The sequence below is a fragment of the Salibacterium aidingense DSM 18341 genome (genome assembly GCF_000429685.1).
Classification (GTDB): Bacteria; Bacillota; Bacilli; order Bacillales; family Marinococcaceae; genus Salibacterium; species Salibacterium aidingense.
This window is the reverse complement of the sequence record NZ_AUCI01000008.1, coordinates 25,552-37,450: the sequence shown is the minus strand read 5'-3', so window position 1 is coordinate 37,450 and position 11,899 is coordinate 25,552. Positions and strand designations below refer to the sequence as shown.

The 11,899-nt window shown below is 46.6% G+C and carries 12 protein-coding genes; 1 reads left to right on the top strand and 11 read right to left on the bottom strand.

The window, feature by feature from the left end:
• Nucleotides 1-39 precede the first annotated feature (39 nt).
• From G475_RS0109165 to smc, 6 genes are all read right to left on the bottom strand, one after another.
• Complete coding sequence (locus G475_RS0109165) at nucleotides 40-270, bottom strand: KH domain-containing protein (protein WP_026701037.1); 231 nt, start codon at nucleotides 268-270, stop codon at nucleotides 40-42.
• 47 nt (nucleotides 271-317) lie between these two features.
• Complete coding sequence (rpsP, locus tag G475_RS0109160; protein ID WP_026701036.1) at nucleotides 318-593, bottom strand: 30S ribosomal protein S16; 276 nt, start codon at nucleotides 591-593, stop codon at nucleotides 318-320.
• A gap of 78 nt (nucleotides 594-671) precedes the next feature.
• Nucleotides 672-2,021, bottom strand: a complete 1,350-nt coding sequence (gene ffh / locus G475_RS0109155) for a signal recognition particle protein (RefSeq protein WP_026701035.1) — start codon at nucleotides 2,019-2,021, stop codon at nucleotides 672-674.
• A complete protein-coding gene (locus G475_RS0109150) occupies nucleotides 2,021-2,368 on the bottom strand; it encodes a putative DNA-binding protein (protein ID WP_026701034.1) in 348 nt (115 codons plus the stop codon). Before G475_RS0109150 ends, ffh begins: the two co-directional genes overlap by 1 nt.
• A gap of 92 nt (nucleotides 2,369-2,460) precedes the next feature.
• Nucleotides 2,461-3,459, bottom strand: a complete 999-nt coding sequence (gene ftsY, locus G475_RS0109145) for a signal recognition particle-docking protein FtsY (RefSeq protein WP_026701033.1) — start codon at nucleotides 3,457-3,459, stop codon at nucleotides 2,461-2,463.
• Nucleotides 3,460-3,507: 48 nt separating this feature from the next.
• Nucleotides 3,508-7,083, bottom strand: coding sequence for a chromosome segregation protein SMC (smc, locus tag G475_RS0109140; RefSeq protein ID WP_026701032.1), 3,576 nt, complete (start codon nucleotides 7,081-7,083; stop codon nucleotides 3,508-3,510).
• A 176-nt stretch (nucleotides 7,084-7,259) separates the two neighbouring features.
• Between smc and G475_RS0109135 the strand changes: the two genes are divergently transcribed.
• Nucleotides 7,260-7,484: a DUF1128 domain-containing protein gene (locus G475_RS0109135; RefSeq protein WP_026701031.1), complete on the top strand. Its 225-nt coding sequence runs from the start codon at nucleotides 7,260-7,262 to the stop codon at nucleotides 7,482-7,484.
• A gap of 497 nt (nucleotides 7,485-7,981) precedes the next feature.
• Here G475_RS0109135 and rnc read toward each other — a convergent pair whose 3' ends face one another.
• From rnc to plsX, 5 genes are all read right to left on the bottom strand, one after another.
• On the bottom strand, nucleotides 7,982-8,767 hold the full coding sequence (rnc, locus tag G475_RS0109125) for a ribonuclease III (RefSeq protein ID WP_026701029.1): 786 nt from the start codon (nucleotides 8,765-8,767) through the stop codon (nucleotides 7,982-7,984).
• Between the two features lie 103 nt (nucleotides 8,768-8,870).
• A complete protein-coding gene (gene acpP, locus G475_RS0109120; RefSeq protein WP_026701028.1) occupies nucleotides 8,871-9,104 on the bottom strand; it encodes an acyl carrier protein in 234 nt (77 codons plus the stop codon).
• Between the two features lie 85 nt (nucleotides 9,105-9,189).
• Nucleotides 9,190-9,933, bottom strand: coding sequence for a 3-oxoacyl-[acyl-carrier-protein] reductase (gene fabG, locus G475_RS0109115; protein WP_026701027.1), 744 nt, complete (start codon nucleotides 9,931-9,933; stop codon nucleotides 9,190-9,192).
• A gap of 12 nt (nucleotides 9,934-9,945) precedes the next feature.
• Complete coding sequence (fabD, locus tag G475_RS0109110; protein WP_026701026.1) at nucleotides 9,946-10,884, bottom strand: ACP S-malonyltransferase; 939 nt, start codon at nucleotides 10,882-10,884, stop codon at nucleotides 9,946-9,948.
• A gap of 1 nt (nucleotide 10,885) precedes the next feature.
• Nucleotides 10,886-11,878 (bottom strand): phosphate acyltransferase PlsX, encoded by a 993-nt coding sequence (gene plsX, locus G475_RS0109105; RefSeq protein WP_026701025.1) that lies wholly within the window; start codon nucleotides 11,876-11,878, stop codon nucleotides 10,886-10,888.
• Nucleotides 11,879-11,899 lie beyond the last annotated feature (21 nt).

The following is an 11,899-nucleotide window of genomic DNA, read 5'->3' as shown; positions in this document are numbered from 1 at the left end:
AAAAGGACAAGGATACTATCCTCGCCCCGCCATTTCTCTTTATTCTGCAATATCTAAACGAACGCGCTGTTGATGATGGGAGGCAGAAGCGTACAGTACGGAACGCAATGCATTTGCTATTCTTCCCTGTTTCCCTATTACTTTTCCCATATCACTCTCGTGAACCGTTAATGTTAAGACGAGGGTGTTTTCCTGCTGGCGCTCTGTCACGTCCACATGATCCGGATGATCTACGAGAGAGCGGGCCATGGTTTCCACTAACTGTTTCACAGTATCCCCGCCTTTCTTCTATCGGATAACGGATAGATGATAACCACCTATTTTTGTTCGTTTTTCGCGTTATGAAGCTTTTCCATCAATCCTTCTCTAGAGAAGAGATTCCGGACCGTATCGGAAGGCTGGGCGCCGTCAAGCATCCACTGTACTGCCTTCTCCCCATTAATGTTTACTTCCGCCGGCTCTTTCAGCGGATTGTAGGTTCCGATCTCTTCAATAAAGCGGCCGTCGCGCGGAGCGCGGGAATCAGCCACTACAAGACGATAAAAAGGTGATTTTTTTGCTCCCATACGTTTAAGTCTAATTTTAACTGCCATTAACAGACACCTCCAAATATTTTCACACAATAAATTATTATAATAGGACTGGCTTTCCCTGTAAAGGGTTTTTCCTTTTCACTGCATAAAAGGCAGCTGCATTCCGCCTTTGCCTTTTTTCTTTCCTTTCTGCCCGCCGGTCATCTGCTTCATCATTTTCTTCATATCTTCAAACTGCTTAAGGAGACGGTTCACATCCTGAATCGTAGTGCCGCTGCCTTTCGCAATCCGGCGTTTTCTGCTTGCATTCATGATAGAGGGGTTTTCCTTTTCATGCTTTGTCATCGAGCGGACAATGGCTTCCACGCGTCCAATCTGGCTTTCATCCACCTGGATATTTTTCATTGCTTTCTTATTTGCTCCGGGCATCATCTGCAGGAGCTCATCCAGCGGCCCCATGTTCCGTACCTGTTCAAGCTGTTCCAGAAAATCATCAAACGTGAGATCAGCGGAACGCATTTTCTTCTCCAGCTGTTTGGCGCGTTCATCATCCACATTGGTCTGAGCTTTTTCAATAAGCGAGAGCATATCTCCCATGCCCAGAATACGGGAGGCCATCCGCTCGGGGTGAAATACATCCAGTTCAGCGATTTTTTCACCCACTCCGGCAAACTTAATCGGAACGCCGGTCACTTCACGCACAGACAGGGCAGCTCCTCCACGGGTGTCTCCGTCGAGTTTTGTGAGAATAGCCCCGGTCACGCCAAGCTGCTCGTGAAAACTTTCCGCTACGTTCACTGCATCCTGCCCGGTCATCGCATCTACAACCAGCAGAATTTCATCCGGCTGCACCGCTTCTTTCACCTCTTGGAGCTCCCCCATCAGTTCTTCATCAATATGAAGCCGGCCTGCGGTATCAATCAACACATAGTCACAGTGTTCTTCTTTTGCCTGTTCTACTGCTCCCTTGGCTATATCTACAGGAGAGGTCTGATCTCCAAGAGAAAAAACCGGCATATTCAGCTGTTTCCCCAGGGTTTCCAGCTGGTCAATCGCAGCCGGCCTGTAGACGTCAGCCGCTGCAAGCAGCGGTTTCCGGTTATGATGCTTACGCAGGTAGTTAGCCACTTTTGCTACAGTCGTTGTTTTTCCCGCTCCCTGCAAACCGGCGAGCATAACAACAGTCGGTGCTTTCTGGGCTGCCGCGATTTTACTTTGTTCACCGCCCATCAATTCGGTTAACTCTTCGTTTACCACTTTGATAACCTGCTGCCCGGGTGTCAAACTTTTCATGACTTCCTGCCCGACAGCGCGTTCTTTCACCCGATTGACGAACTTTTTCACTACCTTGAAGTTAACGTCCGCTTCTAAAAGCGCCAGGCGCACTTCACGCATCATTTCCTTCACATCAGCTTCCGAGACTTTTCCCCGTCCCTTCATCTTATCGAAGGTTGCCTGAAGTCTTTCTGCCAAACCTTCAAAAGCCATTACATCGTCCCCTCCTCCTCTAATTTTTCAAGCGCTTCTATCGTTTCCAGCAGATCAGGGGAAGGAGAAGCATGTTCTTCAGCAGTCTGCCGAAGCTCCTGATAGAAAGAGATACGCCTTTTGTATTTGCGGTAGAGCCCCAGTTTCTCTTCATATTCTTCAAGCATCGCTTCTGTCCTTTTAATGTTATCATAAACAGCCTGGCGGCTTACATCGAATTCTTCGGAGATTTCCCCGAGCGAATAGTCATCCAGAAAATAGAGCTCCAGGTATTTTTGCTGTTTTCCTGTTAATAAGGGTTGATAAAAATCAAACAATGCATTCATGCGCACTGTTTTTTCCAGCATGGTTGCCACCCTCTTATGTTAAGCCAAATTACTTTACACAAAAGTAAGAATACTAGAGACTTTCTTTCTTGTCAAGGAAATACCTTAACACGCTAATTCAGGTTTTCTTTCTCCTGTTCTTCGACTAATTCCTTAAAAAGACCATACACAAACTGTTCGGCCTCAAATGGCTGCATATCGTCTATCCCTTCCCCGAGACCTACAAGTTTGACAGGGATGTCCAATTCATTTCGGACAGCAAGAACAATTCCGCCTTTGGCGGTGCCATCAAGCTTTGTCAAAGCAATGCCGGTAACCTCCGTTGCCTCCTGAAAGGTTTTCGCCTGGCTCATTGCATTTTGGCCGGTTGTCGCATCAAGAACGAGCAGTACTTCATGAGGAGCATCTGGTATTTCACGGGAAATGACCCGTTTCACTTTTTCCAGCTCTTTCATTAGATTTACTTTATTTTGAAGTCTCCCCGCCGTATCACACAATAATACATCGGCACCTTTAGAACGGGCAGATTGAATCGCGTCATACATAACGGCGGCTGGGTCCGAGCCGGCCTGCTGTTTAACGACATCGACTCCGACCCGGTCTCCCCATACATCCAGCTGCTCAATCGCACCGGCACGAAACGTATCGCCTGCTGCCATCACCACCGTTTTCCCCTCCTGTTTAAAGGAGTGTGCCATTTTGCCTATCGTAGTGGTTTTGCCAACTCCGTTAACGCCGACAAATAAAATCACCGTCATGTCCTTTTCCTGAATATTAAGAGCGGTGTCCTGCCCGCTCTTGTCCAGTTTTTCCGCGAGTATTTCTGTTATCAGGGGGGCAATATTTTTGGAATCCTTGATGTTACGGCGTTTTGCCTCTTCCTTTAATTCGTCGATCAACTCCATCACGGTGGAAACGCCGGCATCGGCTCCAATCAATATTTCCTCAAGCTCTTCAAAAAACTCTTCATCCACGGTGCGGTACTGGGCAAATAGTTCATTCATCTGCTCTGCAAAAGAATCTCTCGTTTTCGTTAAGCCTTCTTTAAACTTTTCCGTCACGGCATCGGTTTGTTCTGTCATTTTGCTTTTCAGTTTTTCAAAAAATCCCATAGCGCATGCTGCAGCCCTTGCCAGCTGCAGATTCTGCCTCCTTCTCTCTTATTGTGCGGCGGATTCCATTAAATTCTCTGTCTCTTCCAGCTTTACAGATACCATTCTTGATACGCCGGATTCCTCCATCGTAATCCCGTATAAAACATCCGCTTCTTCCATCGTTGCTTTCCGATGGCTGATCACGATAAATTGAGTGGTTTCACTAAATGTCCTCAAATACCTGGCAAATCTGGCAACATTGGCCTCATCCAGCGCCGCCTCCACTTCATCCAAAACACAAAACGGTACTGGTTTTTCTTTTACAATCGAAAATAGCAGGGCAATAGCGGTGAGTGCTTTTTCTCCCCCTGATAACAGGGATAAATGCTGTCTTTTCTTTCCCGGCGGACTTGCGATAATATCCACTCCGGTATGAAGAAGATAATCCGGGTCTGTAAGATGAAGGTCTGCTTCCCCGCCTCCGAATAGTTCGGAAAACGTCTGTTGAAAATGATAACGGATGGCTTCGAATGTTTCGGAAAACCGCCGCTTCATTTCGTCGTCCATTTCTTGTATCACTTCATGGAGAGAAGCCTGGGCCTGCAGGAGATCTTCCCTCTGATCGGCCAAGAAAGAAACACGCTCCTGCACCCGTTCATATTCATCAATAGCACCAAGGTTAACGTGACCAAGTTCCTCCATTCCCATTTTTATCAACTTGATCTTCTTTCTTGCTTCTTCCGGGTCTTCCATCAAGGCGTAGTTTGATTTAGCACGCTCGTAACTGATTTCATAGGTTTCCTGAAGGCGCTGCAGCCGCGTATCCAATTCGACATCCAGCCGATTCATTTCAATCTGCTGGTCGTGATGGGACTGCTGTTTTTCATCCCTGTCAAACGTGAGCTGCTGGATGTGTGCTTTTAATTGTTCCGCCTGCTCATAACCTTCCACTCTGTCCCGGCGGAGCTTTGTCATCTCTTCTGTCAAGCGCTCTTTTTCCTCACGGATGTCTTCAATACCGGATTCTATATCTTCTCCTCCGCCGTCCATGGAAGACATCTGTTCTTCTAACAGTGCTATGTCTTTTTCCAGTTTTTCAATTTGCGCTCTTTCTTCTTCATACTGCTGCTTTAATCGTTCTGCTTCAGACTGATCGTTTGAAGCTGATTCTTTCGCCGCAGCAAGTTCTACTTTTACTTCTGTTTCCTCTTCCTTCAGTTTTTCCAGTATCTCCCCGCGTTCTTTTTCTCTTTCTTCTTTTTCGGCAATCTGTGTTTCAAGCGTTTGCAGTTTTTCCGCTACACTTTCTTTATTCTCCATCAGTACGTTTTCGCGGTTATTCAACCGTTCTTCTTCTTCTTTTAACGATGCTGATTCTTTATCAAACAGGGATAATCGGGAATTGGCACGGGAAAGCTCAGCCTGTGCTTTTGTGAACGCTTCATTAGCCTGTTCCAGGTCGTCTCTGGCTTTTTCTCCGCGTTCCCGGCACTTTTCTAATTGAGAGCCTGATTCTTCCCGTTCCTGTTTCAGCTGCTTTACCCGCTGTTCGAGGGCTTCTGTTTTTTTCTGCATATCAGCATATTTTGTCTTTAATTCTTCCAGTTCATTCTGCCTGCCAAGAAGCTGGTTTTTCTGTTGTTTTCCCGCCCCTCCTGTCATCGAGCCGCCGGGATTAACAACGTTTCCGTCCAGCGTTACAATACGGACCTTATATCCGGTTACTTTTGCCATCTTATTGGCTGCTTCCAGCGAATCGGCAAAGACTACCTGTCCCAGCAGATGGGAGACAATATGTTGATAGTCCTCATCCACCTTTACTGCTTCTGCTCCGGTGGTAATAAATCCTTCCGCGGATTCAAGTTTACTTCTGAATTCCCGGGAAAGATGGCGCGGGCGGATCACGTCAGCCGGAAGCAGAGTTGCTCTGCCTTTTTGACGGCTTTTTAACAGTTGAATCGACTGTCTGGCATCTTTTTCTGTTTCGGTAACAACGTGCTGCAGCGCACCGCCGAGAGCTGTTTCGACCGCCGTTGTATATTTCTTCGGCACCTCTATAAGTTCAGCAACTGCGCCTACAACCCCCTGCAGTTCTTTTCCCCTGGCTTTCAATATTTCCTTTACTCCCTGATAAAAACCGGAGTAGTCTGCTTCCATTTCCTCGAGAACGTTGAGACGGGAACGGGTTTGATCCAAATATCTATACGCTTCATACAATTGCTGTTCTTTTTGTTCTACAATCTCATTTTGTTCGTTCCATTTCTTCTGAATTTCCTTAAAGCTCTGTTTTTCCTGCTCATATACCTGCCTGCTCTGCTCTTTTTTCTCGGCAGCAGCCTGAACCTTCTGTTCCGCCTCTTCTCGTTCCTCCACATATACTTCATTTTCATTCGTCAATGATCCATGTTTCTGGTGGAGCTGTGATTTTTGTTCTGATAAATATTTTTCTTCGTTACGAATTGCAGCCTGTTCATTCAGACGTTCAATATACTCACTTTTTAACGATTCAATCTCATCCCGGCTGCTGTGTTTATATTTTTCCCATTCGGTCTTAGCTTGTTCATGTTTTCCCTGCAGTTCTTTGAGCCGGGCACTGCTTTCCTCCACTTTTTTGTTTTGGGCTTCCCATGCCTGTTTAGACTGCTCTGCCTTGGTGGTTATCTCGTTTAACCGAGTTTCCCACTCCTGCTTTTTTTCATCGGCATTTTTCCCGCGCTCTTCTAACACACGCCGGCGCCCCTCTTCCTTTTCGAGCCGTTCACTTATTTTCACAAGCTTATCCTGCGATTCGTTAATGGAAGCATCGATGGTTTCTGTCTTTTCCTGGGCAGCTGAAAGCTTTTTTTCCTCTTCCTGCAGTTTATTCTCTATTTTATTCTTTTCTTCTTCCAGGTGGGCTGTATTTTCCTGCAGCTCGGTCCACCTTTGATGCTTGCTTTCAATTTCAGCCGCCGTCAGGGCAATATCTTTCTCTTCCAGTTCTTCTTTTTTAGCCAGGTAATCCTTTGCCATCGAAGCCTGTTCTTTTAACGGCTCTACTTGTCCTTCCAGTTCGTGGAGGATATCCTCCACCCGGTTCAAGTTATCCTGGGTTTCCGTTAACTTTTTTTCTGCCTGGTTTTTTCTCTGTTTGTATTTCGATACCCCGGCAGCCTCTTCAAAGATAGCCCGGCGTTCTTCCGGTTTACTGGAAAGTACTTCTTCCACTCTGCCCTGACCGATAATTGAAAATGCTTCCTTCCCCATTCCGGAATCCATAAACAGCTCCACAATATCTTTCCGCCTGCAGGGCTGACGGTTAATTAAGTATTCACTTTCACCGGTGCGGTAGAGCTTCCGGGTAACACTTACTTCGTTATATTCCAGAGCTAAGTACTGGTCCTCGTTTTCAAGTACCAGGGTTACTTCCGCCGCATTCAGCGCTTTTCTTGTCGTACTGCCGGCGAAGATGATATCTTCCATTTTTGCGCCCCGGAGCGAACGGGCCGACTGTTCCCCAAGAACCCAGCGGATCCCATCAGATACATTGCTTTTACCGCTGCCATTCGGCCCTACAACAGCATTTACGCCTGGGACAAATTCAATATTCATTTCTTCTGCAAATGATTTAAAACCTTTTATTTCTATTCTTTTGAGGAACATAGGCATGTCCTCCTCTTGTTTCTTCTTCACGGTTCCTCCTTTACACGGAAAGGAACGCTCTCCTATTTTATCACAATCACTATAGTTGCATAAGTCAGGACGAAAAGGTATTTGCTCTTTTTTTCTTCAACCTATACAATAAAAGTAACAACGAATGGAAAAGGTGGAGGATAAGTGTGAGCCTGGAAGAACCTACAGAAGATAATCTGAATTTCATGGTAGGAGAAATCGGAAAAAAATTGCAGGTAGTGAACGCTTCGGCTTTTGAACCTGGTAATTTTGATCTGGATAGTTATCACGAAGTGAAAGATATTTATAAAATGATTGAGAATAAGGATAAAGTCAGTGTCAGCGAAATGGATGCTATTGTTTCCGAGCTTGGAAAATTAAAAAATAAATAAGAAAAACTTAACCTGGGCAGGCTTCCCAGGTTAAATTCTTAGTTTCAAAGACCGGAGTCACCGCCTTCCGCTTCTGCCTCGGTTCCATTTTCTTTATCACAGGAAAGAGGCCAGGACAGAAGGATAGGAGCCGGCCTCGGCTTAATAGAGAGGGAGGTTGGGCCAAACGAAAGAAAAGTTGGTAAAACGATCTTAGGGTTTATATAACAAGAACGTCCATTCAGCGGAGTCAAAATAGGTCGACTCCTGCGGGAAACGCACGAGTCTCGAGACCCCGCAGGAAGGGATTTTTCCCCGAGGGCCCGCAGGATGCGGGTCAGATCGGCGTCGGCACAGGATGTGCCGTTCTTAGCCGATCCTCCTTTATTCGAGCCGTGCCCGCGGAAAGCGACCTATTTTGACGCAGCGATAGAACAACACACAAAAATCCGAACGATTTATGGAAAAAATCGTTCGGATTTTTTGTCCTTGATAATGTTTTGTCCTAGACTCTTTATTTATTCTTCTTTTTGATCTGCAGAAGCTGGTTCCAGCTTGGAAAGCGCCTGTTGAGCCGCATGCTGCTCCGCTTCTTTTTTGGACCTTCCGTTTCCTTCCCCAAGCACTTCATCGTTTAAATACACTGCTGAAATAAATTCGCGGCTGTGGGCCGGGCCGATCTCGTTTTTGATTTCATAATGAATGGTGCCCTGGTGGTCTTTTTGTAAATGCTCCTGCAGCTGGCTTTTAAAATCCATCATATGCGAAAAAGCACCGTCATCCACTTTTGGATAAATGGTCTGCTCTAAAAACGTATAAACAGCGTTCATTCCCTGGTCAAGATAAAGGGCGCCTACAAATGCCTCAAACACGTCGGCTAATAAAGCGGGACGTTTTCGGCCGCCTGTCATCTCTTCTCCTTTGCCAAGGAAAACAAGAGCTCCAAATTCCAGTTCCTCTGCCAGATTGGCAAGCGACGCCTCGCATACGATGGCAGCACGCAGTTTCGTCATATCCCCTTCGCTCATCGTTGAAAAACGTTTAAATAAGTGCTGGGATATAGACAATTCCAATACGGCATCTCCGAGGAATTCCAGTCGTTCATTATCATACACGGAGCGTATACGATGCTCATTCACATAGGATGAATGTGTAAAAGCCTGGATCAGCAATTTTTCATCATCGAACGTTAACCCCAGATTATGAAGGGTGGTATATAACTGTTGACGATGTTGTTCGGTTAACTCTAATTTCTTTGATTTTTTTGAGCGGGCCGAGTGTTTTTTCTCCGGTCTTTGTGCCATAACAGGTCCTCCGTTTTTCATCAAACCTCATACTTTTAACGTTGGAATACAAAGCCGCCCCCCTCTCCGCATACGGGAAACGGCTTTGTATCATCCTATCCTATTATTGCTGACCCTCTATGTAGTTTACTACATCAGCAATACTAACAATTTTTTCAGCTTCTTCGTCAGAAATTTCCAGATCAAACTCGTCTTCCAGTTCCATCACGAGTTCCACCACATCCAGCGAATCAGCACCCAGATCGTCTTTAAATGTAGCTTCACGGGTAATCTCCGATTCTTCTACTCCAAGACGTTCAGCCACTATTTTTTTTACACGTTCCAGTGTATCTGCCATTCTCCTTCACCTCCTTTAAAAAATTGATTCTCTCCGTCATTATAGAAGATAAGAGAGAAAAATGCCATCTCTGTCGCAGAGAAGTTTAAGGCATGACCATCCCGCCATCGACATGAAGAGTCTGGCCGGTAATATAGTCGGAGTCCTCAGAAGCCAGAAATCGGACGGCTTTAGCCACATCCCCTGCTTCTCCGAGCTTGCCCAGCGGAATGTTCTGAAGAAGGTTTTCCTGTGTTTCTCCTTCCAGCTGCTCTGTCATATCCGTTTCAATAAAACCGGGAGCCACCGCATTTACCTGAATATTGCGCGGCGCAAATTCTCTGGCCAGACTCTTTGTCAAACCAAGGACACCAGCTTTTGCAGCCGAGTAATTAGCCTGACCGGCGTTTCCCATCACTCCCACCACAGAGGAGATATTGATAATTTTTCCGGAACGTTGTTTCATCATGGGGCGGGAGGCAGCTTTTGCGCAATGAAAAACACCTTTTAAGTTTGTATCTAGTACTGCATCCCAATCCTCTTCTTTTAACCGCATGAGCAGATTATCACGCGTAATACCTGCGTTGTTTACCATAATATCAAGGCTGCCAAATTGATCTGTTACTTCTTTTATCATGGCTTTTACGTCCTCTTCGCGGGAAACATCTGCTTTGACGGAAAATGCTTTGACTCCTTTATCTTTACATGCAGCTGCCACTTCTTCTGCTTTTTGGGCACTGCCTGCATAGTTGACGGCCACGTTAGCACCATGTCCGGCAAGTTCAAGCGCTATTGCCTTGCCTATCCCGCGTGAGGCACCGGTAACCAATGCCGTTTTTCCTTTTATCATAGGATTCCCTCCTTACTTTATGCCTTCGGCCGTTTTTTCAATGGATGCCGGATCTTGAGCGGAAAAAACGCTGACACCCCGCCGTTGAACCCTGCGCACCAGTCCACTTAATACATTGCCCGGACCTATTTCTACAAAAGTGGTTACTCCAAGCTCCAGGAGCCGGCGGATCGTGTCCTCCCAATATACCGGGGAAGTCACCTGCTGAATGACCTGCCTTTTCAGAACATCCGGGTCTGTCTCCTCCTGAGCATTCACATTGGACAATACAGGGGTTGCCGCTTTGGAAAAAGGAACCGGTTCGAGTACGCTTTCCAACTTCTCCTGGGCGGGCTGCATTAATTTCGAATGGAAAGGGCCGCTTACTTCCAGAGAAATGACACGTTTGGCACCTTGAGCACGGGCCTCTTCCTCAACCTTGGCTACCGCTTCTTTGCCCCCTGAAATGACGATCTGCCCCGGTGCATTTAAATTAGCAAGCTGGACGATCCCGCCTTCCTCTGAAATGCCGGCACAAATACGTTCCAGTTCATTGCGATCCAGTCCCATCACAGCAGACATCGCCCCGGCGCCGGAGGGAACCGCTTCTTCCATAAATAACCCCCGTTTGCGGACAATACCAAGGGCATTATGATAGGAAAGCACTCCCGCTGCCACTAAAGCTGAATACTCCCCCAGGCTGTGGCCTGCGGTATAATCAGGGCGTATGCCCTTCTCTTTTAACACTTCCAAACTTGCCATGCTTGCTGTCAAAAGAGCAGGCTGGGCATTTTCCGTTTTTTTCAGGTGTTCTTCAGGTCCGGCAAACATGAGTCCAGACAAAGGATACCCCAGCGTGTCGTCCGCTTCTTCTATTAAAGCTTTTGCTCCTTCGTGGTTTTCATAGAGCTCTTTTGCCATTCCGGGATGCTGAGACCCCTGTCCCGGAAAAAGGAAAGCTGTTTTTGACATCCTACGATTCCTCCTGTTTTTCTGCTTCCTTTTCCATGATTGTTGTTACTTGTTCATTCACCATCTGTCTTGCCTGGCGGATAGCGTGAAATATTGCGGTATGATCGGAAGAACCGTGCGCTTTTATAACCGGAGCTTTTAATCCAAACAACCCCGCCCCGCCGTAGTGCGAATAACTCATTTTATCTTTTATGTTTTTAAAACTGGAACGAAGCACGCCGGCCGCTAGTTTATTAGTCAGGGAACTGGTCAGCTCCTTTTTAAGCAGGGTGAAAAGCGTACCCGCGGTTCCCTCAATTGATTTTAAAATTAAATTTCCTGAAAAACCATCACAGACCGCCACATCACAAACCCCGTTCAGGAGATCTCTCGCTTCTACATTGCCTACAAAATGCAGCGGTGCCTGCTGGAGCATGGCAAAAGCCTCTTTGGACAATTCATTTCCTTTCCCGTCTTCGGTGCCGATGTTCACCAGGCCTACTCTCGGACGATGTACTTTTTTTACCATTTCCATATAAGCGGAGCCCATATAGGCATTCTGCAGTATATGGCCCGGTTTAGAATCGACATTGGCTCCAACATCCAGCAATAAAAACCCTTCTCCGTCCAAGGTCGGAAGCATAGGAGCCAGAGCCGGCCGTTCGATTCCTTCAATCCTGCCTACATGCAGAAGTCCCGCCGTCATGAGGGCTCCGGTATTTCCGGAGGAGATGCAGGCATCTGCTCTTCCTTCCCTGACTTCCCGCAGGGACAGGACCATGGAGGCGTTTTTTTTCCTCCGTACCGCCTTCGTGGGAACGTCCTCCGGTTCGATTTTGTCTTCCGTATGAAGCACAGTTATATTTTTTCTTTTCGTTAAATGCTCGGCTATTTCTTCTTCATTACCGACTAATACGATTTCAACATCATCGAAGGACCGTGCTGCAGCCATAGCTCCGGCTACATGAGCTTTAGGAGAATGATCTCCTCCCATTGCGTCGATGACTATCTTCATGAACGTCGACTCCTTTTTCTT